At 72.5% G+C, this 25,553-nt stretch carries 23 protein-coding genes; 14 read left to right on the forward strand and 9 right to left on the reverse strand.

Annotation, left to right across the window (positions count from 1 at the left end):
• Nucleotides 1–192: 192 nt before the first annotated feature.
• On the forward strand, nt 193–3,486 hold the full coding sequence (locus ACI2LY_RS17635; protein WP_404707912.1) for a S8 family serine peptidase: 3,294 nt from the start codon (nt 193–195) through the stop codon (nt 3,484–3,486).
• Between the two features lie 333 nt (nt 3,487–3,819).
• Nucleotides 3,820–4,836: an aspartate-semialdehyde dehydrogenase gene (locus tag ACI2LY_RS17640; protein WP_404707913.1), complete on the forward strand. Its 1,017-nt coding sequence runs from the start codon at nt 3,820–3,822 to the stop codon at nt 4,834–4,836.
• Nucleotides 4,837–4,880: 44 nt separating this feature from the next.
• On the opposite strand, the gene ACI2LY_RS17645 is transcribed toward ACI2LY_RS17640, so the two are convergent.
• Nucleotides 4,881–5,375, reverse strand: a complete 495-nt coding sequence (locus ACI2LY_RS17645; RefSeq protein WP_404707914.1) for a DUF1203 domain-containing protein — start codon at nt 5,373–5,375, stop codon at nt 4,881–4,883.
• Between the two features lie 112 nt (nt 5,376–5,487).
• Here ACI2LY_RS17645 and pepN point away from each other — a divergent pair, with 112 nt between their 5' ends.
• On the forward strand, nt 5,488–8,058 hold the full coding sequence (gene pepN, locus ACI2LY_RS17650) for an aminopeptidase N (RefSeq protein ID WP_404707915.1): 2,571 nt from the start codon (nt 5,488–5,490) through the stop codon (nt 8,056–8,058).
• 150 nt (nt 8,059–8,208) lie between these two features.
• On the opposite strand, the gene ACI2LY_RS17655 is transcribed toward pepN, so the two are convergent.
• Nucleotides 8,209–9,387, reverse strand: a complete 1,179-nt coding sequence (locus ACI2LY_RS17655; RefSeq protein WP_404707916.1) for a Cmx/CmrA family chloramphenicol efflux MFS transporter — start codon at nt 9,385–9,387, stop codon at nt 8,209–8,211.
• Between the two features lie 325 nt (nt 9,388–9,712).
• Here ACI2LY_RS17655 and ACI2LY_RS17660 point away from each other — a divergent pair, with 325 nt between their 5' ends.
• Nucleotides 9,713–10,246, forward strand: coding sequence for an NUDIX hydrolase (locus ACI2LY_RS17660; RefSeq protein WP_404707917.1), 534 nt, complete (start codon nt 9,713–9,715; stop codon nt 10,244–10,246).
• Between the two features lie 91 nt (nt 10,247–10,337).
• On the opposite strand, the gene ACI2LY_RS17665 is transcribed toward ACI2LY_RS17660, so the two are convergent.
• Entirely contained in the window at nt 10,338–10,748 is a 411-nt protein-coding gene (locus ACI2LY_RS17665) for an ATP-binding protein (protein ID WP_404707918.1), read from the reverse strand.
• A gap of 143 nt (nt 10,749–10,891) precedes the next feature.
• Here ACI2LY_RS17665 and ACI2LY_RS17670 point away from each other — a divergent pair, with 143 nt between their 5' ends.
• The gene (locus ACI2LY_RS17670; RefSeq protein ID WP_404707919.1) at nt 10,892–11,434 is read left to right on the forward strand and encodes a GntR family transcriptional regulator; all 543 of its coding nucleotides are present in this window, start codon (nt 10,892–10,894) and stop codon (nt 11,432–11,434) included.
• A complete protein-coding gene (locus ACI2LY_RS17675; protein WP_404707920.1) occupies nt 11,431–12,204 on the forward strand; it encodes a GntR family transcriptional regulator in 774 nt (257 codons plus the stop codon). The genes ACI2LY_RS17670 and ACI2LY_RS17675 overlap by 4 nt, the downstream gene beginning before the upstream one ends.
• On the opposite strand, the gene ACI2LY_RS17680 is transcribed toward ACI2LY_RS17675, so the two are convergent.
• From ACI2LY_RS17680 to ACI2LY_RS17695, 4 genes are all read right to left on the reverse strand, one after another.
• The gene (locus ACI2LY_RS17680) at nt 12,180–13,607 is read right to left on the reverse strand and encodes an FAD-dependent monooxygenase (RefSeq protein ID WP_404707921.1); all 1,428 of its coding nucleotides are present in this window, start codon (nt 13,605–13,607) and stop codon (nt 12,180–12,182) included. The two genes, ACI2LY_RS17675 and ACI2LY_RS17680, sit on opposite strands and share 25 nt — an antisense overlap.
• A gap of 106 nt (nt 13,608–13,713) precedes the next feature.
• A complete protein-coding gene (locus ACI2LY_RS17685) occupies nt 13,714–13,953 on the reverse strand; it encodes a hypothetical protein (RefSeq protein ID WP_401632879.1) in 240 nt (79 codons plus the stop codon).
• Nucleotides 13,954–14,024: 71 nt separating this feature from the next.
• Complete coding sequence (gene malQ, locus ACI2LY_RS17690; protein WP_404707922.1) at nt 14,025–16,127, reverse strand: 4-alpha-glucanotransferase; 2,103 nt, start codon at nt 16,125–16,127, stop codon at nt 14,025–14,027.
• Nucleotides 16,128–16,355, reverse strand: coding sequence for a hypothetical protein (locus tag ACI2LY_RS17695; RefSeq protein WP_404707923.1), 228 nt, complete (start codon nt 16,353–16,355; stop codon nt 16,128–16,130).
• 143 nt (nt 16,356–16,498) lie between these two features.
• Between ACI2LY_RS17695 and ACI2LY_RS17700 the strand changes: the two genes are divergently transcribed.
• Genes ACI2LY_RS17700 through ACI2LY_RS17720 form a run of 5 tightly spaced genes read left to right on the forward strand, consistent with a single transcriptional unit; the run spans nt 16,499 to nt 20,698 of the window.
• Complete coding sequence (locus ACI2LY_RS17700) at nt 16,499–17,068, forward strand: RNA polymerase sigma factor (protein ID WP_404707924.1); 570 nt, start codon at nt 16,499–16,501, stop codon at nt 17,066–17,068.
• Nucleotides 17,065–17,928, forward strand: a complete 864-nt coding sequence (locus ACI2LY_RS17705; RefSeq protein ID WP_404707925.1) for a zf-HC2 domain-containing protein — start codon at nt 17,065–17,067, stop codon at nt 17,926–17,928. Before ACI2LY_RS17700 ends, ACI2LY_RS17705 begins: the two co-directional genes overlap by 4 nt.
• Before the next feature lie 51 nt (nt 17,929–17,979).
• Nucleotides 17,980–18,756, forward strand: coding sequence for an ABC transporter ATP-binding protein (locus tag ACI2LY_RS17710; RefSeq protein ID WP_404707926.1), 777 nt, complete (start codon nt 17,980–17,982; stop codon nt 18,754–18,756).
• Nucleotides 18,753–20,093, forward strand: coding sequence for a hypothetical protein (locus tag ACI2LY_RS17715; protein ID WP_404707927.1), 1,341 nt, complete (start codon nt 18,753–18,755; stop codon nt 20,091–20,093). The genes ACI2LY_RS17710 and ACI2LY_RS17715 overlap by 4 nt, the downstream gene beginning before the upstream one ends.
• On the forward strand, nt 20,090–20,698 hold the full coding sequence (locus tag ACI2LY_RS17720; protein WP_404707928.1) for a hypothetical protein: 609 nt from the start codon (nt 20,090–20,092) through the stop codon (nt 20,696–20,698). The genes ACI2LY_RS17715 and ACI2LY_RS17720 overlap by 4 nt, the downstream gene beginning before the upstream one ends.
• 17 nt (nt 20,699–20,715) lie before the next feature.
• Here the strand turns inward: ACI2LY_RS17720 and ACI2LY_RS17725 are convergent, their stop codons facing one another.
• Both ACI2LY_RS17725 and ACI2LY_RS17730 read right to left on the reverse strand, forming a co-directional pair.
• Entirely contained in the window at nt 20,716–21,009 is a 294-nt protein-coding gene (locus ACI2LY_RS17725) for a ferrous iron transport protein A (protein WP_404707929.1), read from the reverse strand.
• Nucleotides 21,010–21,132: 123 nt separating this feature from the next.
• On the reverse strand, nt 21,133–21,669 hold the full coding sequence (locus tag ACI2LY_RS17730) for an HNH endonuclease (RefSeq protein WP_388993734.1): 537 nt from the start codon (nt 21,667–21,669) through the stop codon (nt 21,133–21,135).
• 290 nt (nt 21,670–21,959) lie between these two features.
• Here ACI2LY_RS17730 and ACI2LY_RS17735 point away from each other — a divergent pair, with 290 nt between their 5' ends.
• The 3 genes from ACI2LY_RS17735 (at nt 21,960) to ACI2LY_RS17745 (ending at nt 25,405) form a co-directional block, all read left to right on the forward strand.
• Nucleotides 21,960–23,081, forward strand: a complete 1,122-nt coding sequence (locus ACI2LY_RS17735) for a mechanosensitive ion channel family protein (protein ID WP_404707930.1) — start codon at nt 21,960–21,962, stop codon at nt 23,079–23,081.
• A gap of 75 nt (nt 23,082–23,156) precedes the next feature.
• Nucleotides 23,157–24,422, forward strand: a complete 1,266-nt coding sequence (locus tag ACI2LY_RS17740; RefSeq protein ID WP_404707931.1) for a 6-phospho-beta-glucosidase — start codon at nt 23,157–23,159, stop codon at nt 24,420–24,422.
• Nucleotides 24,413–25,405, forward strand: coding sequence for an N-acetylglucosamine kinase (locus ACI2LY_RS17745; protein WP_404707932.1), 993 nt, complete (start codon nt 24,413–24,415; stop codon nt 25,403–25,405). The genes ACI2LY_RS17740 and ACI2LY_RS17745 overlap by 10 nt, the downstream gene beginning before the upstream one ends.
• The last annotated feature ends 148 nt before the right edge of the window (nt 25,406–25,553 follow it).

A 25,553-nucleotide genomic window follows, 5' to 3' on the forward strand; every position in this document is an offset into this window, starting at 1 on the left:
GTTAGCGCGCGCCGCCGGGGAACCGAGCGAATTCATGCTTATTCGGTCCCCAACCGCACACATCGCATCGCGGGTTTTCCCCATACATGGATTTCGATTCGGTCAACGAACCCCAAAGATCGGTCGCTTGGGAAAGGCTGCGCTGGTCCGGCACTGGACCTCGCGGACAACCCTCACCGACTAAGGGATGCGATGACCCACTCCCCCGACCGTGATCCGATATCCGGCCCGAGACGCCTGGCGCGTCTGAGCGTGGCCGTCGGCGTGGTGGCCGCCCTCTGTGCGGCCGGCCCCGTGCCGATGGCCCTCGCCGCCGACGCGCCGCCCGCCGACCCGGGCGCCAAGTCCGCGCCCCGCAAGCTCGGTCCGGACGACGCCGACCGGCTCGCGGAGGCCAAGGCGGACGGCGCCAAGAGCGTCACGATGATGATCGCCACCGCGCCGGGCTCCACCGAGCAGGTCGCCGCGCAGCTGGACACGGTCGGCACCGTGGGCCGCACCTTCGACAAGGTCGGCTACGTCCGCGCCACCGTCCCGACCGCCCAGGCGGACTCGGTCATCGCCGCCGCGGCCAAGCTGTCCTCGGTGCACGCGATCGACCTGCGCCAGGAGATCCCGCTGGACGACCCGGCGCCGGGCGCGGACACCGCGAAGGACGCCAAGGACGCCCGTGCGGCCGCCACTTACCCGGCGCCCGACAGCAAGACCCCGGCGAAGAACCCGTACAACCCGTCCTTCGAGACCGGCGCCGTCGACTTCGTGAAGAACAACCCGAAGGCGGACGGGCGCGGGGTCACCATCGGCATCCTGGACTCCGGTGTCGACCTCGGCCACCCGGCGCTCCAGAAGACCACCACCGGTGAGCGCAAGATCGTGGACTGGGTCACCTCCACCGACCCGGTGAACGACAGCGACGGCACCTGGCGGCGGATGACCGCCGCGGTCTCCGGCCCGTCCTTCTCGGTCGGCTCCGGCGCGAACGCGGAGACCTTCAAGGCCCCGGCCGGTGCCTACAAGTTCAACTACCTGTACGAGTCCGCCACCACCGGCGGCGACATGAAGGGCGACCTCAACCGCGACGGGGACACCACCGACGCCTGGGGCGTGCTGTACGACCCGGCCACCGGCACGGTCCGCGTCGACACCGACGACGACCTGGACTTCGGCAACAACGCGCCGATGAAGGCGTACAAGGACGGCTACCAGGTCGGCTACTTCGGCACCGACGACCCGAAGACGGACGTCGTCGAGCGCATCCCGTTCGTGGTCGAGGTCCGCAAGGACGTCGTCTACAACGCCTCGGGCGCCAAGGCCGACTACGTCAACATCGGCGTGATCGAGTCCGAGCACGGCACCCATGTCGCGGGCATCACCGCCGCCAACGGGCTGTTCGGCGGCAAGATGAACGGTGCCGCGCCCGGCGCGAAGATCGTCTCCTCGCGCGCCTGCACCTGGTCCGGCGGCTGCACCAACGTCGCCCTGACCGAGGGCATGATCGACCTGGTGACCAACCGGGGCGTGGACATCGTCAACATGTCCATCGGCGGTCTCCCGGCGCTGAACGACGGCAACAACGCCCGTGCCGAGCTGTACACCCGGCTCATCGACACCTACGGCGTGCAGCTCGTCATCTCGGCGGGCAACTCCGGCCCCGGCGCCAACACCATCGGCGACCCCGGCCTGGCCGACAAGGTCGTCTCGGTCGGCGCCGCCATCTCCAAGGAGACCTGGGCGTCGAACTACGGCTCGGCGGTGGACACCAAGTACGCGCTGATGCCGTTCTCCTCGCGCGGCCCGCGTGAGGACGGCGGCTTCACGCCGACCATCACCGCGCCCGGCGCCGCGATCAACACCACCCAGACCTGGCTGCCCGGCTCCCCGGTCGCCGAGTCGGGCTACACCCTGCCCGCCGGTTACTCGATGCTCCAGGGCACCTCGATGGCCTCCCCGCAGGCCGCGGGCGCGAGCGCGCTGCTGATCAGCGCCGCCAAGCAGAAGAACATCGACCTCACCCCGGCCGTGCTGCGCACCGCGCTGACCTCGACCGCGCACCACATCCCGGGCGCGCAGGCGTACGAGGAGGGCTCCGGCCTGATCGACGTCGTGGACGCCTGGACCGCGATCCGGCTCGGCGCCTCGGCGCACGAGTACACGGTGAAGGCCCCGGTCGACACCGCGATCGACTACGCCCTGAAGACCCCCGGCTTCGGCACCGGCCTCTACGACCGCGAGGGCGGCCTGAAGTCCGGCCAGCGCAAGACGTACGACGTCACGGTCACCCGCACCACCGGTGCCGACCGCGCGGTCTGGCACCTGCTGAGCTTCGGCAACGACCCGGAGCACACCTTCCGCGTCGTCGGCAGCCCGCTGGTGAAGCTGCCGCTGAACCAGCCGGTCACCGTCAAGGTGGAGGCCGCCCCGAAGTCGGCCGGGCTGAAGAGCGCGATCCTGCGCGTCGACGACCCGCTGACCGTGGGCGTCGACAAGCAGATCCTCAGCACGGTCGTGGTGGCGAGCCCGGTGGACTTCACCCGCTCCGTCTCCGGCTCGGTGCAGCGCAACAGCACCCGCTCGTACTTCCTGACCGTGCCCGAGGGCGCCAAGTCGCTGGAGGTGGCCATCGGCGGCCTGAAGTCCGGCAGCCAGACCCGGTTCATCGCCATCCACCCCTACGGCACGCCGGTCGACAACACCGGCACCCCGTACTGCTACAACAACTACCTCGACGGCAACGGCTGCAAGGCCGACGTGCGCTCCTACGCCGACCCGCAGGCCGGTGTCTGGGAGGTCGAGGTCGAGGCGCGCCGCACCTCGCCCCTGCTGGACAACCCCTACCAGCTGGACGTCTCCGTGCTCGGCGCGGTCTTCGACCCGGAGACCGTGACGGTGCCCGAGGCCAAGGTGGGCGTCCCGGCCACCGCGTCCTGGAAGGTCACCAACAAGTACGCCGCGCTCGACGGCAAGCTGGTCGGCGGCCCGCTCGGCTCCGCGAAGGCCGCCCGCCCGGCGATCAAGGAGGGCGAGACCGCGACCACCACGGTGGACGTCCCGGCCGGTGCCAAGTCGCTCGACGTGGCCATCGGCAAGGTCTCGGACCCGGCCGCCGACCTCGACCTCACGGTCTACGACGCGTCCGGCAAGGTGGTCGGCACGTCCGCCGACGGCGACTCGGAGGAGGCGGTCTCCGTCCCGTCCCCCGCCGCGGGCACGTACACGGTCGAGGTCGTGGGCTACTCGGTCCCGGCCGGTTCCACCGACTACGACTACCGGGACGTGTTCTTCTCCGACGCCCTCGGCGCGGTCACGGTCGACGGTTCGGCCCCGGTGAAGCTCGCCACGGGCGCCTCCGCCACGGTGTCCGGCCAGGTCACGGCCGCCGCCGAGGCCCCGGCCGGCCGCGAGTTCTTCGGCCGCGTCCAGCTGGTGAACGCGCGCGGCACGGTCGCGGGCACCGCGAGTGTGCAGATCGGGAAGGTCACGCCGTAACCGGCTGATTTCCCTGGTGGAGGGGGCGGGCGTCCTGGTGGGCGCCCGCCCCTTCGGCGTGTGCGGCGTGCGTCACACCTCCGTATGGCGGGGGGCCGGACGGGCAGGGACCGGACAGCACGGCTTGCGGCCGACGGGTCCGGGGGAGGGAACTTCTGCGGCCGCTCCCCGCGTGGGACCGCAGGTCCGCGGGCCGTCCGCCCGGCCACGGGTGTCCCCCACTTCGGGCACACCCGTACAAAGGATTGGACACGCGGCCCTGTGTCGGCCGCATGATGGAAAAGTGCCGGTCAAGCAAGTGACCCGGTACTGGGACAGACAGAGGGAGTCGTCGTGAGGGTCGGAATCGTCGGAGCCACCGGTCAGGTCGGCACGGTCATGCGCAAGATCCTCAAGGAGCGGGACTTCCCGGTCACCGAGCTGCGCCTGTTCGCCTCCGCCCGCTCGGCCGGGACCGTGCTGGACGGCGTGACGGTGGAGGACGCCTCGACCGCCGACTACTCCGGCCTCGACATCGTGCTCTTCTCCGCGGGCGGCGCCACCTCCAAGGCGCTCGCGGAGAAGGTCGCCGCGCAGGGGCCCGTCGTGATCGACAACTCCTCGGCCTGGCGCCGGGACCCCGAGGTGCCCCTGGTGGTGTCCGAGGTGAACCCGCACGCCATCGCGGACCGCCCCAAGGGCATCATCGCCAACCCGAACTGCACCACGATGGCCGCGATGCCGGTGCTGCGCCCGCTGCACGAGGAGGCCGGGCTCGAGGCGCTGGTCGTCGCCACCTACCAGGCCGTCTCCGGCTCGGGTCTCGCGGGCGTGGCCGAGCTGCACGGGCAGGCACAGAAGGTCGTCGCCGACGCCGACAAGCTCACCCACGACGGCGACGCGGTCGACTTCCCCGAGCCGGGCGTCTACCAGCGCCCGATCGCCTTCAACGTGCTCCCGCTGGCCGGGTCCATCGTGGACGACGGCCTGAACGAGACCGACGAGGAGCAGAAGCTCCGCAACGAGTCCCGCAAGATCCTGGAGATCCCGGAGCTGAAGGTCTCCGGCACCTGCGTGCGCGTCCCGGTCTTCTCCGGCCACTCCCTCCAGGTCAACGCCCGCTTCGCCCGCCCGATCTCCGCCGAGCGCGCGACCGAGCTGCTGGCGCAGGCGCCGGGTGTCGCCCTCTCCGAGATCCCGACCCCGCTCCAGGCGGCCGGTCAGGACCCGTCCTACGTGGGCCGCATCCGCGCCGACGAGACGGTGGACCACGGCCTCGCCCTGTTCATCTCCAACGACAACCTCCGCAAGGGCGCCGCGCTGAACGCCGTGCAGATCGCGGAGCTGGTGGCGGCGGAGCTGAAGGGCTGAGTCTGCTGGGGGGCGCGCCGTTTTTTAGCGGTGCGCCCCCTTTTTCATGGCCTGCGCACCTCGTACAGGAAGCAGCCGTACTCCACCGCCCGGACGTGTACGAGCGCCACCTCGGGGTCGGTGAACGCCTCGCTCAGGGCGGCCTCGAAGTCCTCGGGCGGGGTGACCAAGCGGCCGCCGAGGATGTGGCCGTCGGGCGAGTAGCGGCGCAGCACGCGGTGCGCGTCGGTGAAGGCGAGCCCGCCTTCGGACGCCGGTCCGCCGCAGGGGTCGGCGTGGATGAACACCGGGCCCTGCTCGTCGTACGCGCCCGGTTCGGCGCCGGTGTGGGCGGCCCAGCGGCGCAGGGGCGCGTAGGAGACCAGGGCGATGTGCTCACCGGGTTCGCTGCGGCGCAGGCAGCAGCGCAGCGGGGCGCCGCCCTCGGGGTCGGCGAGGGGGGTCGTCGGGCGTCCGGCGTCGTCCGAGGCGCGCAGTGCGGCGAGGACCGTTGCCGTGATGGCGCGCGCGGTGTGGAGGGTCGTGGCGTGTGTCGTCATGTGTCCCAGGCTGGTCCCGCGAAGGCCCGGTGACCGGCGGGATAAGGACATCGCGTTCGCGGATCTCCCGTGGAAGGATGGCGCAACCCACACATAACGAGGAGATGACCGCGTGCCTGGCACAAACCTGACTCGGGAAGAGGCGCAGCAGCGGGCTGAGCTGCTCACCGTGGACTCGTACGAGATCGATCTCGACCTTTCCGGCGCGCAGGAGGGGGGCACCTTCCGGTCCGTGACCACGGTGCGCTTCGACGTGGCCGAGTCCGGCGCCGAGTCCTTCATCGACCTGGTCGCACCGGCCGTGCGCGAGGTGACGCTGAACGGGGACGCGCTGGACCCGGCGGAGGTCTTCAAGGAGTCGCGGATCGCGCTGCCCGGTCTGCTCGACGGCCGCAACATCCTGCGGGTGGTGGCCGACTGCGCGTACACCAACACCGGTGAGGGTCTGCACCGGTTCGTGGACCCGGTCGACGAACAGGCGTACCTGTACACGCAGTTCGAGGTGCCGGACGCGCGGCGCGTGTTCGCCAACTTCGAGCAGCCGGACCTCAAGGCGACGTTCCGCTTCACGGTGACGGCCCCCGAGGGCTGGACGGTGATCTCCAACTCCCCGACGCCGGAGCCCAAGGACAACGTCTGGGCGTTCGCGCCGACCCCGCGCATCTCGTCGTACATCACGGCGCTGATCGTCGGCCCGTACCACTCGGTGCACAGCGTGTACGAGAAGGACGGGCAGTCCGTGCCGCTCGGCATCTACTGCCGTCCCTCGCTCGCGGAGTTCCTCGACTCCGACGCGATCTTCGACGTCACCCGGCAGGGCTTCGACTGGTTCCAGGAGAAGTTCGACTACGCGTACCCCTTCGAGAAGTACGACCAGCTGTTCGTACCGGAGTTCAACGCGGGCGCGATGGAGAACGCGGGCGCGGTGACCATCCGCGACCAGTACGTCTTCCGGTCCAAGGTGACCGACGCGGCGTACGAGGTGCGGGCGGAGACGATCCTGCACGAGCTGGCGCACATGTGGTTCGGCGACCTGGTCACCATGGAGTGGTGGAACGACCTGTGGCTGAACGAGTCGTTCGCCACCTTCACCTCCATCGCCTGCCAGGCATCGGCGCCGGGCTCGAAGTGGCCGCACTCGTGGACCACGTTCGCCAACTCGATGAAGACGTGGGCGTACCGCCAGGACCAGCTGCCGTCCACGCACCCGATCATGGCGGACATCCGCGACCTGGACGACGTGCTGGTCAACTTCGACGGCATCACGTACGCCAAGGGCGCCTCGGTGCTGAAGCAGCTCGTGGCGTACGTCGGTGAGGACGAGTTCTTCCGGGGCGTGCAGGCGTACTTCAAGCGGCACGCGTTCGGCAACACGCGGCTCTCCGACCTGCTGGGCGCGCTGGAGGAGACCTCCGGGCGCGATCTGAAGACCTGGTCGAAGGCGTGGCTGGAGACGGCGGGCATCAACATCCTCCGTCCCGAGCTGGAGACCGACGCGGACGGTGTCATCACCTCCTTCGCGGTCCGCCAGGAGGCCCCGGCGCTCCCGGCCGGTGCCAAGGGCGAGCCGACGCTGCGCCCGCACCGCATCGCGATCGGCCTGTACGACCTGGACGACGCGGGCAAGCTGGTCCGGGTGAAGCGGGTCGAGCTGGACGTGGACGGCGAGCTGACGGCCGTACCCGAGCTGTCCGGCGTGCGCCGCCCCGCGGTGATCCTCCTCAACGACGACGACCTGTCGTACGCGAAGGTCCGCCTGGACGAGGAGTCCCTCGCGGCCGTCACCGAGCACCTCGGTGACTTCACGGAGTCGCTGCCGCGCGCGCTGAGCTGGGCGTCGGCCTGGGACATGACCCGTGACGGCGAGCTGGCCACCCGTGACTACCTCTCGCTGGTGCTGTCCGGCATCGGCAAGGAGTCCGACATCGGTGTCGTGCAGTCGCTGCACCGGCAGGCCAAGCTGGCGATCGACCTGTACGCCGACCCGGCCGCCCGCGAGACCCTGCTGACCCGCTGGACCGAGGCGACGCTGGCCCACCTGCGCACGGCGGAGGGTGGCAGCGACCACCAGCTCGCCTGGGCGCGTGCGTTCGCCGCGACCGCCCGTACGCCGGAGCAGCTCGACCTCCTCGAGGCGCTGCTCGACGGCTCGCAGACCGTCGAGGGCCTCGCCGTCGACACCGAGCTGCGCTGGGCGTTCGTGGAGCGCCTCGCCGCGGTGGGCCGCTTCGACGAGACGGAGATCGCCACCGAGTACGAGCGTGACCGCACGGCGGCGGGCGAGCGCCACGCGGCCACCGCCCGCGCGGCCCGCCCGACCGCCGAGGCGAAGGCGGAAGCCTGGGCCTCGGTCGTCGAGTCCGACAAGCTCCCCAACGCCGTCCAGGAAGCCGTCATCGGCGGCTTCGTCCAGACCGACCAGCGCGAACTCCTCGCCCCCTACACGGACCGCTACTTCGAGTCCGTCAAGACGGCCTGGGACTCCCGCTCCCACGAGATGGCCCAGCAGATCGCGGTGGGCCTCTATCCGTCGGTCCAGGTCTCGGAAGAGACGCTGACCAAGACGGACACGTGGCTGACGGCCACGGAGCCGACCCCGGCCCTCCGCCGCCTCATCTCCGAGTCCCGCGCGGGCGTGGAGCGGGCGCTGAAGGCGCAGCGGGCGGACGCGGCTTCGGCGTAGCTCGGTTGACGTGGAGAAGGGGCGCTCGGCACTGTGCCGGGCGCCCCTTCTCGTTGCCCTGACGCGAACCGGCCCGAACCTAGCGGCATCTAGCTTTTGCCGGCCGTGACGTTGGCGCTCGCGCGGTCTCGCAGCCCGAGTTCGTGTATGTCACCTGAGCACCTCGGTGCTCCTGCCGGCCGTGATGGTGGTGAGGAGGGGGAACGCGATGAGCAGCGCGACCGCGACGAGGAGTCCGCTTGCCCAGAGCGGCCCGAGGTCGCCGGCTTCGGTGCTGAGGGTGGCCGCAGCGATGACCGGGCCGACGGCGGCGCCCACGTTGAGCGCCGCGGTCGCATACGAGCCGGCCATGGTGGTGGCTCCCGCGGCCTCGTAGAGGACCCGCGTGATCAGCGTGCTGCCCAGCGCGAACGACAGTGCGCCCTGCATGAACAGGAGAATGAACAGGGCGACCGGCTCGTCGGCCAGCATCGCAAGGGCCGGCCAGCCGATGAGCAGCAGCGGGCCGCCGACTGCGATGACCGGGCCGGGACGCCGGTCGGAGAGCCGGCCGGCGACGGTGACGCCCACGAAGGAACCGGCGCCGAAAAGCACCAGAGCTACAGAGATCCACAACTCGCCCAGGCCGGCGCTGTCGGTCACCACGGGAGCGAGAAAGGTGAGGCTTCCGAAGGTTGCCGCGTTCACCAGAGCGCCAAGCAGCATCACCAGAATCAACCGCGGCCGTGCGAGCTGGGCGAGCTCCGCTCGCAACGCCGGCCTGCCGGTCGCCTCATCTTCATCACGTCCTGCTGGGATTCCCTTCAGGATGCCGAGAGCCACCGGCAGGCAGAGAGCGGCGACGGCCCAGAATGCGGCCCGCCAGCCGAGCAACGTGCCGAGCACCGAGCCGCCAGGGACACCGGCGATCGTGGCCACCGTCGTGCCGGACAGCAGCACGGCCAGCGCGCGGCCCTTCCTGTCGGGTGAGACCAGCGTGGCGGCAGTCGTCAGAGCGACGGCAAGGAACCCCGCGTTGGCGAGCGCGGCAACGACCCGGGTGGCGAACAGGACCGGGAAGCTGGTGGTCATGGCGCCCACGGCATGAGCTGCCGCGAAAGTGAGGATGAACCCGAGAAGGCTGGAGCGCCTGGGCCAGTTGCGGGCAAGCGCGGCCACAAGTGGTGCACCGACGATCATGCCGACCGCGAAGGCCGAGGTGAGCGTTCCGGCTGCCCCGACTGTGACATCGAGGTCTGAGGCGATGTCCGGCAAGAGGCCGGCAAGCATGAATTCCGAGGTGCCCATGGCGAAAACCGCCATGGCAAGCAGGTACAGCGGGAGAGGCATCGAGTGGCTCCGAGGTGAGGAGAAGCGCGAGAAGGTCATCTCGTCACCGCGGCCAGCCCCAAGGGCACACTCGGCCCGGCCGCAGAGTGCGGCGCGACGACAGGGCTACGAGCTCAGTGGTTCAGGGGCTGACGGCGTGACCGAAAGCCCCCACCTTGTCTGACTCAGGACTCGACATGGCCCGCACGGTATCCGACCGATGCCCGTCGAGGCATCTTGATTTCACTGACATCGGCCTGTGTCACCAACGTCATGTCCCGCAGCATCCTGCGGGTTCCAGCGGCGGCTCTGCGATCCTGAAGGCCGATCGAGAGGGGCCGCAGCGATGCAGTGGAAGATCCACGGGGAACGTCCGATCTATGAGAACAAGTGGGTCGACCTCTGGCTCACCGACGTGGAGACGCCGGACGGCAGCCGCTGGGAGCACCACGTCGTCAAGCTCCGCCACTTGGCCGTGGCCGCCGTGGTCAACCAGCGACGCGAGGTGCTGATGATGTGGCGGCACCGCTTCATCACGGACACCTGGGCGTGGGAACTGCCCATGGGCCTCATTGAGGAGGGCGAAACTCCCGCCGACGCGGCCGCCCGCGAGGTCCTGGAGGAAACGGGCTGGCGCCCCGGCCCGATGAAGCCCCTGATCTACGCCGAACCCGCCAACGGCATCACCGACTCCCAGCACCACGTCTTCCGCGCCGACGGCGCGACGCACGTGGGCCCACCGACCGAGCAGAACGAGTCGGACCGCATCGAGTGGGTCCCACTGACCGACATCCGAGCCATGATCGACCGCCGCGAGATCGTCAGCAGCGGCTCACTGGTGGGGCTGCTCTACGTACTCATGGACGACGCGCTTCGCTGACCTGCCGGGGTGCATGGCCTCGAAAGCGGCGCCCCACCGAGGGGCGCCCGAACATCGTCCGAGCACCCCTCGTTTGCACTTCCAGCCACTCTCAGGGCTCGACCGCGAGCGCACCCCCGAGGACGGACTTGAACACCGTCCAGACTGTTTTGCCGGGGTTGTTGGACGTCACGCCGAAGTCGTCGGCAAGAGCTTGAACGAGGAGGAGTCCTCGGCCGCCGCACTCTTCGAGTCCGCCTGTTCTGACCATCGGCACTCCCCCGCCGCTGTCCCGTACCTCGACGCGGATCGAAGCACCGTCTCCAGTGAGGGCGAGCAGAAATTCGCGCCCCGGCGGTACGCCGTGCAGGACGGCGTTCGTGGCCAACTCCGAGACGCAGAGCCGGATGTCTTCTTGCCGGTCGTGGCACCCCCACTCCAGCAAGGTCTCCACGGCGAACTCACGGGCAGCTCCAACTGATCTGCGTGCGCGGGGAAATCGTCGTTGACGTAACAGAGGCATGGCTCATCACCTACTTGCCGCTGAGATGCGAGATCGACGAGACCGTACCACTATTCGCGAAAAGCGGTCAGCTACTCTGGCTGCAAGTAACTCGGACGGGTCGCCTAACGTGTAGTCCGGGAAGCCCGATTGAGGAGGACGCCGTGAGTGACAGCAGGTGGGTCAGTGCCTCGATGCCGTATCTGGCGCCGCGGGAGCGGGGGCAGGCCGACGCGTGGGGTGCGGAGGCGGCTGCGCGGGGTGGGAAGGGCGGCCAGCGGATCGTGCACGCCGGTGAGGTCCCCGCCTCGGACGAGGTGGCCGCCCTGCTCGGAGTGACTGCCGGAGAAGCGGTCGTCGTGCGGCGGCGGGTCATTGAGCTGGACGGGCGGCCCGTCGAGTTGACCGACACCTACTACCCGACCGCCATCGCGCGGGGCACCCGTCTCGCCGAGCGAGGCAAGATCCCTGGCGGGGCGGTGACGCTGCTCGCCGAACTCAGTCATCGTGGCGTGCGGGTGCGCGAGGACGTGACGGCCCGGATGCCCGACGCGGAGGAGCGCGAGGCGCTGCGTCTGGACGCTGGTGAGCCCGTCCTGCGACTGAGCAGGGTCACCTTTGACGACACCGACCGGCCCATCCAGGCCGACTTGATGGTGATGCCCGCCCATCGTCAGCAACTTCGCTACGAGATTCGGATCGGATGACCGTGCCCACCGACGACACCCCTGACCGACGGTCCCTGCACGAGCGGATCGCCGCCGATCTGCGCGACGAGATCATGTGCGGCGACCTGGCGGCGGGAGCCAGCCTGCCCTCGACCGTCAAGCTCAAAGAGCGCTTCGACGCTTCCAACGCCACCATCCAGAAGGCGTTGCAGCTGCTGAAGGACGAGCGGCTCGTGGTCGGTCGGGCCGGAGCCGCTGTCACGGTCCGCGAACACCGTCAGCGCACCATGCGCCCCGCCTCGTACATGGCTCCGGCGCCTTCCGGGGAGCCCTACCGCTGGCTGACCGAGGCGGCGAAGCTGGGTGCGCGGCCCGACAGTTCGCTGCTGGATGTGCGCGAGACCTCCGCACCCGCCGACGTGGCCGCCGCACTGCGCATCTCGGGCGACGAGACCGTACTCCTGCGAGAGCAGGTCCTCACCCTCGACGACGAGCCCGTGGAACTGGTCAAGTCGTACTACCCGATGGCCATCGCACTAGGTACCGCCATCATGGAGAAGCGGAAGATCAGGGGCGGCACTCCGGCGCTCCTGGCCGAACTCGGCTTCCCGCCGCGCACCAGTGTGGACCGGGTCTCCGCGAGGGTGCCGACGCAGGAGCAGTACCGCGCACTGAGGCTGCCCAGCGACCTTCCCGTGCTCCGCACGCTGCGGGTGGTGTTCAGCGACGACGAGCGGCCCATCGAAGCGACCGTCATGGTCAAGGCAGGCCATCTCTACGAGCTTCAGTACGAGTTCTCAGCGGAGTGAGCCGGGCCCACGTGTTCAAGTAGAACCTTTTCCAGCTCCGTTGGGGATGGGGACTTTGCCGACCAAGCGATGTAGCCGTCCGGGCGGATCAGGAGCGTCCTAGGGCCCGCCCACTCGGAAATGGTGAGGTGAGGGTGGGCACCCTGGTACGGGCCCTGGGTCAGGAGGACGAAGTTGCCCCGGCGTAGGGCCTCGTAGAGGCGGGTGTTGCCCGGCAGAGGGATGTCCGGGGCTCGTTTGCCGGTTAGGGGGCCGGGGCCGTAGGAGTAGGCCAGGCCCGTTACCTGGTGCATCGCCTTGCGGCGTAGGGCGGGGATGTGAGTGACCAAGGTCGTCAGGACGGATCGCAGGCCCCGCGTCCACGGACGGTTCGCCATCGCCAGGCGGATCAGGGCGCCGCTGCTGCGGAGGACCGTGCGGCCCACCGGGTGGCGTTCGGTGTTGTACGTGTCCAGGAGGGACGCGTCCGCGCGGCCCGAGACGACCGCGGCCAGCTTCCAGCTCAGGTTCGCCGCGTCCTGGAGCCCCGTGTTCATGCCCTGGCCGCCTGCCGGGGAGTGGACGTGGGCGGCGTCGCCCGCCAGGAAGACGCGGCCCGACCGGTAGGACGGGGCCTGGCGTTCGTCGCTGTGGAAGCGGGACAGCCAGCGTGGGTCGCGCATGCCGTAGTCGCGGCCGAGGGCGGTGCGGACGATGTCCTGGATCTCGGCGAGGTCGAGAGGGGCGTCGTCGGGGACGTCGTGCGAGCGGTGCCAGCCGACGACCCGGTGGTAGCCGTCGCCGAAGGGGATCAACAACGCGAAGGCGTCGCCCGTCGTGCCTGCGGTGAGCAGGTCCGGTGGGTTCTCGGAGAGGCGTACGTCCGCGAGGACCACGGAGCGGATGACCGACCGGCCGGGGAAGGGGAGGCCCACCGCCTCGCGTACCGCGCTGCGCATGCCGTCCGCGCCGACCACGTACGCGGCCCGCAGCGGCTCCATGCCCCGCCCGAGGACCGTCACCCCGGACGCGTCCTGGGTCAGCGCGGTCACCTCGGCCTCGTGGACGAACTTCGCGCCCGCCTCCCGCGCCCGGCGCTCCAGTACCCGTTCCACCTCGTACTGCGGGATCACCAGGACGTGCGGGAAGCGGGTGGGGAGTTCGGCGAGGTCGAGGGTGAGGCCGTCGAAGAGGCCGAGCCGGGTCATCGGGTGGCCGAGGGACTCGAGTTCGTCGGCGAGGCCCCGCATGTCGAGCTGTTCCAGCGTGCGGGCGTGCAGCGCGAAGGCGCGGGTGAGGTTGCTGATGCCGGGTGGCCGCTTCTCCAGCACGGTGACCGGGACCCCGGCTTCCGCGAGGTCACCGGCGAGGAGCAGTCCGGTCGGGCCGCAGCCGACTACGACGACGCCGTTGGTGCCTGCCATCCGCGGCTCCTCGGGGGAACGGGGGAACAAACACGCCGGGGGCGCCGTCCGGCCTCACGCGCGTACGCGGGCGGACAGGCGCCCCCGGCCGGGGACCAGAGGTCCGTCAGCTCTTGGAGGAGGACGGCCGCGACTTGTCCAGCACCATCACCAGACCGGCGATGAGGACGAACAGGCCCAGCGGGATCAGCACGTACAGGCCGACGGTCTCCCAGGCGGAGAGACCGACACCGGGGTCGTCACCGTCGTCGCGGGTGATCGCGAGCGCGGGGGACGACATGAGCAGCATCATCAGCGTCGTGCCGGCCGCCAGGGCTCCGGCGCGCAGTGCGTTCTTCTTGTCCACGTTCCCCAAGTTAGCGAACCGCCGTACCGGCCGCGCGTCCGGGGTGCCGTACGCACGGCTGGTACGGCCCCTCATACCCCGCTGTGCCCCAGCCCCGCCTCCACCGCGGCCAGCAGCGCGCGCAGCCTCGGGGACGCCGTCAGCTCCTCCAGCGGTACCGGACGCCCCTGGGGGTCGGACACCGGCAGGCGCCAGTTGGGGTACTGGTCCCAGGTGCCGGGCACGTTCTGCGGGCGCCGGTCCCCGATGCCGTCCGGGAGCCAGACGCCGACCAGCCGGGCCGGGGTGCGCAGCAGGAACCGGTGGAAGCCCTGGATCTCGGCCTCCTCGTCGCTGCCGGGCAGCCCGGCGGCCGGGGCGTCCAGCAGCCCGAGGCTGCCCAGCAGGGCCAGCCACTCGGCGGTGTCCGCGACCGCGTCCGCCCGCTCGTCGGCGCCCGACTTGATGAGCAGGCCGAGCTTCTCGCGCAGGTCGACGTGTTCGCCGGTGAGCCGGGCCGCCGTGGGCGGCAGGTCGTGGGTGGTGGCGGTGGCCAGGCAGTCCTCGCGCCAGCCCTCGGGGGGCAGCGGGCGGCCGTCGCCGGTCCAGTCCCGCTCGAACCACAGCACGGAGGTGCCCAGCACCCCGCGCCGCTGGAGCGTCTCCCGTACGCCGGGCTCGACGGTGCCCAGGTCCTCCCCGATGACCAGCGCGCCCGCGCGGGACGCCTCCAGGGCGAGCAGGGCGAGCATCGCCTCGGCGTCGTAGCGGACGTAGGTGCCGTCGGTGGGCGGGCTGCCCTCGGGGACCCACCACAGCCGGAACAGGCCCATGACGTGGTCGATGCGCAGCGCGCCCGCGTAGCGGAACAGGGCGCGCAGCAGCTGGCGGTAGGGGGCGTGGCCGGACTCGGCGAGCCGGTCGGGGCGCCAGGGCGGCAGGCCCCAGTCCTGGCCGCGCGCGTTGAAGGCGTCGGGCGGGGCGCCGACCGACATCCCGGCGGCGAAGTGGTCCTGCTGGGACCAGGCGTCGGCGCCGACCGGATGCACGCCGACCGCGAGGTCGTGCACGATCCCGATGGGCATCCCGGCCTCCTCGGCGGCCCGCTGGGCGGCGCGCAGCTGCCCGTCGGTGAGCCAGGCGAGCCGGGTGTGGAACTCGACCCGGTCGGCGAGCCGGGCGCGGGCGCGCGCGGTGTCCGCCGAGCGGGGGTCGCGCAGCGGCTCGGGCCAGGCCCGCCAGTCGGGGCCGTGCTCCTCGGCGAGGGCGTACCAGGTGGCGTGGTCCTGGAGCGCCTGGCCCTCCTCGGCGCGGAAGGCGTCGTACGCGGCCTGCCGGCCGGGGCCGAGCGGGAGCCGTACGACCTGTTCCAGCGCCTGGCGCTTCAGCTCCCACACCGCGTCGCGGTCGATGAGGGCGCCCTTGTCGAGCACGTCGGCGCGCAGCCGCTCGGCCCGCTCGCGCAGCCCCGGGTTCAGCTCGGTGTAGGCGTACTCCGGGATGTCCTCGACGCGCAGATGCACCGGGTCGGGGAAGCGCCGGGAGGAGGGGCGGTACGGGGAGGGGTCGGTGGGGGCGCCGGGTACGGCCGCGTGCAACGGGTTGACCTGCACGAATCCGGCGCCGTGGGTGCGTCCGGCCCAGGCGGCCAGTTCGGCGAGGTCCCCGAGGTCGCCCATGCCCCAGGAGCGGTGCGAGAGCACGGAGTAGAGCTGGGCGAGCAGGCCGTAGGAGCGGCCCGTCGGGGCGGGGAGGCGCTCTGGGGCGACGATGAGGTGGGCGTGGCCGGTGCGTCCGTCGGGGGCGGTGGCGATGACGTGGTGGACGCCGGTGGGCAGGTCGTCGATGCCGGTGTGCCGCTCGCCCTGCTCGGTGTCGATCTCGAGCCGGGTGCCGGGCGGCAGGACCTCGAAGGGGTCCGGGAGGGCGGGGGTGCCGGTGCCCGCGACGGGCTGGCCGGTCCAGCGGACCACGGTGGGCGGCAGCAGCCGCTCCCGCAGTTCGCGCTCCCGCTCGACGAGCGCGGCGCGGACGGCGGCCGGGGTGCTCGCGTCGATGTCCAGGGCGGCCAGGGCGGCGGTCACGGCGGCGGCGGGCACCGCGACGACGACCTCCGGGGAGGGGCTGTACGAGGTGGCGACGCCGTGCAGCTCCGCGAGCGCGCGCAGCTCTTCGTCCTCCAGCGCCGGGGCCATCTACTCGGCCGGGCCGAAGCGGACCGGGACGGGGTCGGCGTCACCGGTGAGCGGGACGGCGTCGGCGAGCGGGGGCTCGCTGGTCAGCGGCTCGGCGCCGGGCAGCGGGGGCTCGCTGGTCAGCGGGGCCTCCACGCAGGCGCTCTCCGCGCTGAACGCGCAGTCGGCGGGCGTCTCCGCCTCGGGTTTCCACTGGGCGGGCAGGAACAGGTGAACCGCTGCGGCCACGAGAGCCTCCTTGGTCACGGGGGCGGGTGCGTTTTGCCGGATTACCCAGCCCTACCCAGAGACGCGGAGGCCACGCCCGCGCGCGGGAGTGATCCATCGCTCGGGGGCGGGGCGATAGAGGGGGTGTGAGACTGTTCCGCCCCATGGGGGGCCTCCGGGAGAAGAGCGACGGGGCGTTGCTCCGGGCCGTCGCGGCGGGTGATCAGGCGGCCCTGGCCGACCTGTACGACCGGCACGCGGGGTGGCTGCACGCCCGCCTCGCCCGGCGCTGCGCCGATCCGGAGGTGGTCCGGGAGGTGCTCCAGGACACCTTCGTGACCGTGTGGCGTTCGGCCGCCGCGCACCGGGGCGAGGAGGCGGGCGGCTGGCTGTGGACGATCGCGGCCCGGCGCCTGGTCGACGCCCACCGCGCCCAGGAGCGCACCGCGCGGACCGCGCCGGAACCGGAGGCGGCCGCCACCGCGCCGTCCGCCGAGGACCGGGTGCTGGCCGGTCTGGAGTACGGCGATGTGGGCACCGCCCTGGACCGGATCTCCCCCGAGCTGCGCGAGGTGCTGCGCGCGACGGTGGTGGACGGGCTGTCCACCCGTGAGGCGGCCCGGCTGCTCGGCATACCCGAGGGCACGGTCAAGTCCCGGGCCCGGCGCGCCCGTACCGAACTGCGGGCCGCGCTGGCCCAGTTGAACCCGTCCCCGCTGGGAGGCCCGGCATGAGCAAGCAATGGCACGTGAGCGACGCCCTGGCCGCCCGGTACGCCGACGGCTCCCTGCCGGAGCCGGACGCCTGGTCCCTGGAGAAGCACCTGGAGACGTGCACGGGGTGCGCGTCCCGTGTCTCGGGGGCGGTACGGGGGACGGTGGCGGGCCCGGTGCTCAGGGACGTACGGGCCGCGGTGCTGGCCGCCGCCGCGCGGGAGGGGGCGCCGGTCGCCGTACGGGGGTCGGGGACCGGCGCCTCCCGGTTCAGCCGGTTGCTGTGGGCGGCGGGGCCCGCCGTGCGCGGTGCCTGGTCGGCGGCCCTGCTGCTGGTGGCCGGGGCCGCGCTGCTGCTGGGCCACCTCGGCGGCGCCCCGGAGGCGCGCACCTTGCTGCTGGCCTTCGCCCCGGTGGTGCCGGTGGCCGGGGTCGCCCTGTCCTACGGTCCGCACGCCGACCCGCTGTACGAGCTGACCGCCTCCACACCGGGCGGCGGACTCCGGCTGGCCCTGACCCGGACGGCGGCCGTGCTCGGGGTGAGCCTGCCGGTGCTGACCCTCACCGGGCTGCTGCTGCCCGCCTCCGGCGTCCCGGCCGCCGCCGCGTGGCTGCTGCCGGGGCTGGCGCTGACGCTGGCCACCCTGGCGCTGGGCCCGCTCACCGGATTCCGTACGGCGTCCGCCCTGACGGCGGGCGGCTGGCTGTGCGCGGTGGTCGCGCCCGCGCCCGGGGCCCCGGCGGACCAGGTCCTCACCCGGCTCGCCGACCGGCTGGCCTGGTGCCTGGGCGACGCCTCGGCCCAGTCCGCGTGGGCGGCCGCGGTCGCCCTGGGCGCCCTGCTGCTGGCGGTCCGCCGCAGCGCGTACGACCGCGCTTGAGCCCGTACGACCGCACGTACTAGCACGTACTAGAGACCTCTGGGAGTTCCCTTGTCCATCCGCGTCACCGGCCTGCGGGTCCGGCATCGCAGAACCGTCGCCCTCGACTCCGTGGATCTGGAGCTGGGCACCGGCGTCCATGGCCTGCTCGGGCCGAACGGCGCCGGGAAGACCTCGCTGATCCGGGTGCTCGCCACCGTGGCCCGTCCGTCGGGCGGCGCCGTGGAGCTGCTCGGCCGCGACAGCGCGGACCAGCGCGAGCGCTCCGAGATCCGGCGGCGGCTCGGCTATCTGCCGCAGGAGTTCGGCTACTACCCGGCCTTCACCGTGCGGGAGTTCGTGGCGTACGTGGCGTGGCTGAAGGAGGTCCCGGCCGACCGGGTCCCGGCCGCCGTGGAGCGGGCGTTGGGGCGGGTCGGGCTCGCCGACCGTGCCGACGTCAAGATCAGGACGCTGTCCGGGGGCATGGTCCGCCGGGTCGGCATCGCCCAGGCCGTCGTCAACGACCCGAGCCTCCTGTTGCTGGACGAGCCCACCGCCGGGCTCGACCCCGAGCAGCGGGTGGAGTTCCGCGAGCTGCTGCGCGAACTCGGCGCCTCGACCACGGTGGTGGTCTCCACCCACCTGGTGGAGGACGTGGCCGCCGCCTGCACGGAGGTCACCCTCCTGGACGCGGGCCGGATCGCCTACCAGGGCACCCCCGCCTCCCTGACCCGGCTCGGCGAGACCTCCGACGGCCCCGGCGACCACCCGATCGAGCGCGGCTACACGGCGGCGCTGCGGGCCCACCGCGCGCAGGGCGCCCCGGACGCACGGGAGACGGTGTGACGACCACGACCGGCACCACCGACACCCTCACCGCTGCCACGCCGAAGGCGGCCCCGCATCCGCTGCGCGCCGAGGCCGTCCGGGGTTTCCCGCCGCTCGCCGGGGCCGCCCTCATGGTGGCGTGCGGGGCGATGATGATCGCCACCGCCCGGGAATGGCAGGGCGACTGGGCGGAGACCGCCGGGCAGCTGCACGACGGCCTGCTGATGGCCCTGCCGGTCGCCGCGGCGGCCGGCTGCTGGCACGGCGGCCGGGAGCGGCGGCGGCGCACCGAGGAGCTGTGGGGTACGGCGGTCCGCCCGCCCCTGGCCAGGCTGCTGGCCAGTGCCGTCCCGGTCGCCCTCTGGACGGCCGTCGGCTACCTGCTCGTCCTCGCCGCCGCGAATGTCGCCACCTGGCCGTACGCGCGGGGCGACCATCCGCACCTGATCCTGGTGCCGGGCGACACCGCCGCGCTGATGGCGGCGGTCCTGCTGGGGCATGTGGTGGGCCGGATCGTCCCCAGCCTGCTCGCGGCCCCGCTGCTGGGCGTGGCCGGGTTCGCGGGGCTCGCCGCCGCGGTGCCGGAGGCCGACGTCCAGCCGCTCGACCCGGCGTCGTTCACCGTGCACGGCAGCTGGCCGGTGTGGTGGCAGCCGCTCGCCATGACCGCCTGGACGCTCGGCCTGGCCCTCGCCCTCACCCTCGCCTACGCGGCCCGGCGCCGGGCGACCGCCCTGCTGCCGCTGGCCGCCGCCCTCACGGGGGCCGCGCTGCTCGTGCAGGGCGGGGACGCCACCTGGCAGCCCGACCCGTTCCTGCGCCGCCAGGTGTGCGACACGTCCACGACCCCGGCGATCTGTGTCAACGCCCGGTACGGGGGCGTGCTTCCCCAGGTCACCACCGCCCTCTCCGGGGTCACCGGCAGACTCAAGGGCGTCAAGGGGCTGCCGGTGCGCTGGGCGGACCGGGAGCACGGCCCGCGCGCCGATGAGGCGCAACTGCCGATACTGGCGCCGGTCGGCTGGTCGCTCGTCCGGGGTCGGCTGGTCGATCCGCACCAGTACGCGTACGAGGCGGCCGCCATGCTGTCGGACCGGGGCCAGTGCGAGCGCGCGTCCGAGCGGGTGACCTTCGCGGTCGACGCCGTGCAGTCGTATCTCGCGCCGAGTCCGGGCCGGGGCGCATTCGACGCCATCGAGGCCAAGGGCGACGCGGCCGCGCGCGCTCACCTCCGCGCGAGCCTGGCCGCCCGGGCGAAGCTGGCGGGCATGGACGAGGAGCGGCGCAAGGTCTGGCTGTCCGCCTACTTCGCGGCCCGCGCGACCTGCGACGACGAGGGGGTGCCGTCCCTGTGAACCCCGGCCTCCCGCTCTACGTCCGCTCCCGCTCCCTGCCCCTGACGCTGGCGGCCCTGGCCGCGACCACCGGTGCCGCCGTGTGGGCGGCCGATGCCCTGGACACCTTCCTGGACCCCGTCCGCCGGGCGCCCGTGGTCACCCTGGCCCCGCTGGCGGCCGCCGCCGTGATCGGGGCGAGCCTGCGCTCCGACTCCGACGAGCTGGACCGTACGGCCGTACGCCCCTGGTGGCCCCGGCGGTTGGCCTGGCTGGCGGCGCTGACCGCCGTGGCGGCCCTGCTGCTCCCCCTGGCGGTACTGGGCCACGCCCAGACCTTCGGGCCGCCCGCCATGATCCGCAACATCCTGGGCTGTACGGGCCTCACCGCCCTGTCGGCCGTCTTCCTGGGCGCCCGCCTGAGCTGGCTTCCCGCCTGCGCCTTCGTCTCCGCGGCCGCCCTCGTCTCCTCGGGAGCCCGGGGCCCGGCGGTCGCCCTGTGGGCGTGGCCGCTCCAGCCGGGCGCTCAGCCCGCCGCCTGGGCAGCCGCCCTGACGGTCTTCGCGGCGGGCGCGGCCCTGTACGCGGCCCACGGCGCCCGGCCGGGGAGTCCTGGCCTGCCGTAGCCGAACCGACCTGGTGGTCAGGCGGTGTCGTCGGCCACCAGGTAGCGGCCCCACACCTCGCCGCCCCGGTAGGGCCCTAGACCGTGGCTGTCGCGCTGCGGCTCGTCGAAACGCACCAGATAGACCAGCTCACCGTCGCGGCCGCGGTCGTTCCGTACCGGGAAGGGAACCTGCGTCCCGGCGATCGTGCCGTAGAACTCCACCGGGTACGGGCCGTCCCAGTCCGGAGACTTGATCACCCGCACCCGGGCGCCGGGCGGCCAGGCGTCCTTGGGCCATTCCGCCGGGACGGGCGCGCCGTGCTGCGTCATGGGTACCCGCCTCACCTGTCATCCCGCCCGGTCCGAGCGGTCCTCGTACCGGGGCGGCCCCCGCGATCACGCTGATCGTAGGCGCGCCTCGGGCCCCGCGCGGACACGCGAAGGCCCGGACCGTCAGGCGGAGATGCCGTCGATCCGGGCCAGGGCGGCGTCCGCGCCGTAGGGCTGCAGGTAGGGCAGCCAGCGCGGGTCCCTATGGCCGGTGCCGATGATGCGCCAGGCCAGGCCGGTGGGCGGGGCGGGCTGGTGGCGCAGGCGCCAGCCCAGCTCGACCAGGTGCCGGTCGGCCTTGACGTGGTTGCAGCGGCGGCAGGAGGCCACCACGTTGTCCCAGACGTGCTTGCCCCCGCGGCTGCGCGGGATGACGTGGTCGACGCTGGTCGCGATGCCGCCGCAGTACATGCACCGGCCCCCGTCCCGTGCGAACAGCGCGCGCCGGGTGAGGGGAACGGGCCCCCGATAGGGAACCCGCACGAAACGCTTGAGCCGGACCACGCTGGGTGCGGGGACTGTGACGGACGCGCTGTGCAGATAGGCGCCGGATTCCTCGAGGGAGACCGCCTTGTTCTCCAGGACGAGGACGAGCGCGCGGCGGAGCGGTACGACGCCGAGGGGCTCGTACGACGCGTTGAGGACCAGGACATGCGGCACGGGTGCCTCCTTGGGCGTCGGCGGCGCGTGGCTCGCGCCGGGACGATCTGGAGTCAGTCTCCCCTCATGCCTGGTCCGAGCGCCACCATGTGCCGGTAACGGGCTCGAAGTGTTTTCGACCACATGAGCGGCGTCCCGCGCTCGGCAGGGCCTGTTCAGGCGCGGTCGGGGCAGGCGGGCTCCGGTGAAGCGGCGAGTGGGCGCGCGATGCCCCGTTAGTGTGGTGGTTCGGTCCGTCCGGTGACCTTTCCGTGATCTTGCCCGCCCCCGCCGGAGCGGACCGCAGCACCATGGAGGTACCCGCCGTGTCCCTGCCCGTCGCCCTGCTGGCCGCCGGAGCCTCGCCGTCTCCCTCGCCATCGGGCTCGGACCCGGCGGTGCCCTCGCTCCAGGACGCCCAGCAGAACGCGGCGAACGCGGCGAGCTGGGTGGAGCAGAACTGGTCGACCTGGCTGGCGATGGGGCTGCAGATCCTGCTGATCGTGGTCATCGCCGTCGCGCTGCGCGCGGTGGTGCGCCGGGCGATCACCAAGCTGATCGAGCGGATGAACCGCACCGTGCAGGCGGTGGACCACACGGCGTTCGGCGGGCTGCTGGTCAACAACGAGCGGCGCCGTCAGCGCTCGGCCGCCATCGGCTCGGTCCTGCGCTCGGTGGCGTCCTTCACCATCCTCGGCACGGCCGCCCTCATGGTGCTCTCCACCTTCCGCATCAACCTGGCCCCGCTGCTCGCCTCCGCCGGTGTCGCCGGTGTCGCGATCGGTTTCGGCGCCCGGAACCTGGTCACCGACTTCCTGTCCGGCGTCTTCATGATCATCGAGGACCAGTACGGCGTCGGCGACACCATCGACGCCGGGGTGGCGACCGGCGAGGTCGTCGAGGTCGGCCTGCGCGTGACCAAGCTGCGCGGCGACAACGGCGAGATCTGGTACGTCCGCAACGGCGAGGTCAAGCGCATCGGCAACCTCTCCCAGGGCTGGGCCACCGCCAACGTGGACGTCACCGTCCGCGCTGACGAGGACCTGGACAAGGTCAAGTCCGTGCTGGACGAGGTCGCCGAGAAGATGGGCAAGGAGGAGCCGTGGAACGAGCTGCTCTGGAGCCCCATCGAGGTGCTGGGCCTGGACAGCGTGCTGATCGACTCCATGGTCATCCGGGTCTCCGCCAAGACCATGCCGGGCAAGTCGGTGTCGGTCGAGCGTGAGCTGCGCTGGCGGATCAAGCGGGCCTTCGACAAGGCGAGCATCCCGATCGTCGGCGGTGCCACGGCCGTGATCCCGGCGGAGGACACCCCGGACGCGTCGGCCACCGTCGCCGCGCCCTCGGCGTTCGCCAACTCCACCTCCCCGCAGTCCCTGGCGAGCAACCCGCTCACCACCCCGGTCGGCACGCAGAAGCCCCCGGCCAAGTGACGTTGACGGAGTCTCCCGCCTGCGCCTAGGTTCCTGCTGGCCGAGGAGCCCGTCGTACGCGAGGGAGAGTCGCCCGTGAGACTGACCGTGGTCGGCGGAGGTTCGACCTACACCCCGGAACTCGTCGACGGCTTCGCCCGGTTGCGGGACACGCTGCCGGTGACCGAGCTGGTGCTGGTGGACCCGGCGGCGGACCGGCTGGAGCTGGTGGGCGGTCTGGCCCGCCGCATCTTCGCCCGGCAGGGGCACGACGGCCGGGTGGTCACCACCTCCGACCTGGACGCCGGGGTGGCGGGCGCGGACGCCGTGCTGCTCCAGCTCCGGGTGGGCGGGCAGGCGGCACGCGAGCGGGACGAGACCTGGCCGCTGGAGTGCGGGTGCCTGGGCCAGGAGACGACCGGCGCGGGCGGCCTCGCCAAGGCGCTGCGCACGGTCCCGGTGGTGCTGGACATCGCGGAGCGGGTCCGGCGGGCCAACCCGGATGCGTGGATCATCGACTTCACCAACCCGGTCGGCATCGTCACCCGCGCCCTGCTCCAGGAGGGGCACCGCGCGGTCGGCCTGTGCAACGTGGCGATCGGTCTCCAGCGGAAGTTCGCCGCCCTGCTCGGCACCGAGCCGGGCGAGGTCCACCTCGACCACGTCGGCCTCAACCACCTCACCTGGGAGACCGCCGTACGCCTCGGTGGCCCCGACGGCGAGGACGTCCTCCCCCGCCTGCTGGCCGAGCACGGCGACGCCGTCGCCGCCGACCTGCGCCTGCCGCGCCCCCTGCTGGAGCGGCTGGGCGCGATCCCGTCGTACTACCTGCGTTACTACTACCTGCACGACGAGGTGGTGGGCGAGCAGCAGGTGAAGCCCTCGCGGGCGGCCGAGGTCGCGGCGCTGGAGCGGGAGCTGCTGGCGATGTACGCCGACCCGGCGCTGGACGAGAAGCCCGCGCTGCTGGCCCGGCGGGGCGGGGCCTTCTACTCGGAGGCGGCCGTGGACGTGGCGGCGGCCCTGCTGGGCGGCGGGGGCAGCCCGTACCAGGTGGTGAACACGGTCAACGGGGGCACGCTGCCGTTCCTCCCGGACGACGCGGTGATCGAGGTGCCCGCCGCGGTGGGCCCGGCCGGGGCGAAGCCGCTTCCGGTGCCGGGCGTCGACCCGCTGTTCGCGGGGCTGATGGCGAACGTGACGGCGTACGAGGAACTCGCGCTGGACGCGGCCCTGCGCGGCGGCCGGGAGCGGGTGTTCCGGGCCCTGCTGGCGCATCCCCTGGTCGGCCAGTACGCGTACGCCGAGAAGCTCACCGACCTCCTCCTCGCGCACAACCGGGAGCACCTCGCGTGGGCCTGACCGGGACCGTGCTCGCCGTCGACGCGGGCAACAGCAAGACCGACGTGGCCGTGGTGAGCGCGTCCGGCGAGGTGCTGGCGACGGCACGCGGCGGGGGCTTCCGGCCACCGGCGGTCGGCGTGGACCGGGCGATGGACGCGCTCGCCGTACCGGTGGAGCGGGCGCTCAAGGAGGCGGGGGTGGCGTCCGTCTCCCATGTCTCCGCCTGCCTGGCCAACGCCGATCTCCCGGTGGAGGAGGAGCGGTTGGCGGCGGCGGTGACCGCGCGGGCCTGGGGCGCTGCGGTGGCGGTGCGCAACGACACCTTCGCCATTCTGCGCGCGGGCGTGTCCGAGCCGCGTGGCGTGGCCGTGGTGTGCGGGGCCGGGATCAACTGCGTCGGCATGCGCCCCGACGGCCGTACGGCACGCTTCCCGGCGCTCGGCCGGCTCTCCGGGGACTGGGGCGGCGGCTGGGGTCTGGCCGAGGACGCCCTCTGGCACGCGGCCCGCGCGGAGGACGGCCGGGGCGGGCCGACCGAGCTGGCCCGTACGCTCCCGGCCCACTTCGGGCTGCCCACCATGGGCGCCCTCATCGAGTCCCTCCACCTCGGAGGGCTGGCCCCCGCCCGTCGCCATGAGTTGACCCCGGTCCTCTTCGCCACGGCGGCCGACGGCGACCCCGTGGCCCGCTCCCTGGTCGACCGCCTGGCGGAGGAGGTGACCCTGATGGCCACGGTCGCCCTGACCCGCCTGGACCTCCTCACCGAGCCGACCCCGGTCCTGCTCGGCGGCAGCGTCCTGGCAGCGGGCCACCCCCAGCTCGACCAGGGCATCCGCACCCGCCTCACCGCCCAAGCCCCGCTGGCGGAGCCCCAGTTGATCACCACTCCCCCGGTCCTGGGCGCGGCCCTGCTGGGCCTGGACCACCTCGGCTCCCCGCCCGGAGCCCAGGCGCGGACCCGCGCGCACTGGGAGGCGGCTACAGGCCGAACGCCCCGCTGACCGACCGCTCCAGGTGGTCGGCGAGCGCCGCCCCGGAGGCGGGTGGCGCGGTGTCGGGCAGGTCGCGATCAGTTCGGGCCACATGGCGTGTTTCGTTCTCCACGTCATGACCGGTGGGGAACCGTCGGGAATGGTACGGCGTGTTTCT

It is taken from the genome of Streptomyces sp. NPDC002176, from assembly GCF_044903645.1.
Lineage (GTDB): Bacteria > Actinomycetota > Actinomycetes > Streptomycetales > Streptomycetaceae > Streptomyces.

What these genes read in the sequence shown, in the direction of transcription:
- ACI2LY_RS17635 (WP_404707912.1), top strand. Translation starts at nt 193, where the DNA reads ATGACCCACTCCCCCGACCGTGATCCGATATCCGGCCCGAGACGCCTG.
- ACI2LY_RS17645 (WP_404707914.1), bottom strand. Translation starts at nt 5,375, where the DNA reads ATGACGACACACGCCACGACCCTCCACACCGCGCGCGCCATCACGGCA.
- ACI2LY_RS17655 (WP_404707916.1), bottom strand. Translation starts at nt 9,387, where the DNA reads ATGCCTCTCCCGCTGTACCTGCTTGCCATGGCGGTTTTCGCCATGGGC.
- ACI2LY_RS17660 (WP_404707917.1), top strand. Translation starts at nt 9,713, where the DNA reads ATGCAGTGGAAGATCCACGGGGAACGTCCGATCTATGAGAACAAGTGG.
- ACI2LY_RS17665 (WP_404707918.1), bottom strand. Translation starts at nt 10,748, where the DNA reads ATGCCTCTGTTACGTCAACGACGATTTCCCCGCGCACGCAGATCAGTT.
- ACI2LY_RS17675 (WP_404707920.1), top strand. Translation starts at nt 11,431, where the DNA reads ATGACCGTGCCCACCGACGACACCCCTGACCGACGGTCCCTGCACGAG.
- ACI2LY_RS17680 (WP_404707921.1), bottom strand. Translation starts at nt 13,607, where the DNA reads ATGGCAGGCACCAACGGCGTCGTCGTAGTCGGCTGCGGCCCGACCGGA.
- malQ (WP_404707922.1), bottom strand. Translation starts at nt 16,127, where the DNA reads ATGGCCCCGGCGCTGGAGGACGAAGAGCTGCGCGCGCTCGCGGAGCTG.
- ACI2LY_RS17700 (WP_404707924.1), top strand. Translation starts at nt 16,499, where the DNA reads ATGGGGGGCCTCCGGGAGAAGAGCGACGGGGCGTTGCTCCGGGCCGTC.
- ACI2LY_RS17705 (WP_404707925.1), top strand. Translation starts at nt 17,065, where the DNA reads ATGAGCAAGCAATGGCACGTGAGCGACGCCCTGGCCGCCCGGTACGCC.
- ACI2LY_RS17725 (WP_404707929.1), bottom strand. Translation starts at nt 21,009, where the DNA reads ATGACGCAGCACGGCGCGCCCGTCCCGGCGGAATGGCCCAAGGACGCC.
- ACI2LY_RS17735 (WP_404707930.1), top strand. Translation starts at nt 21,960, where the DNA reads ATGGAGGTACCCGCCGTGTCCCTGCCCGTCGCCCTGCTGGCCGCCGGA.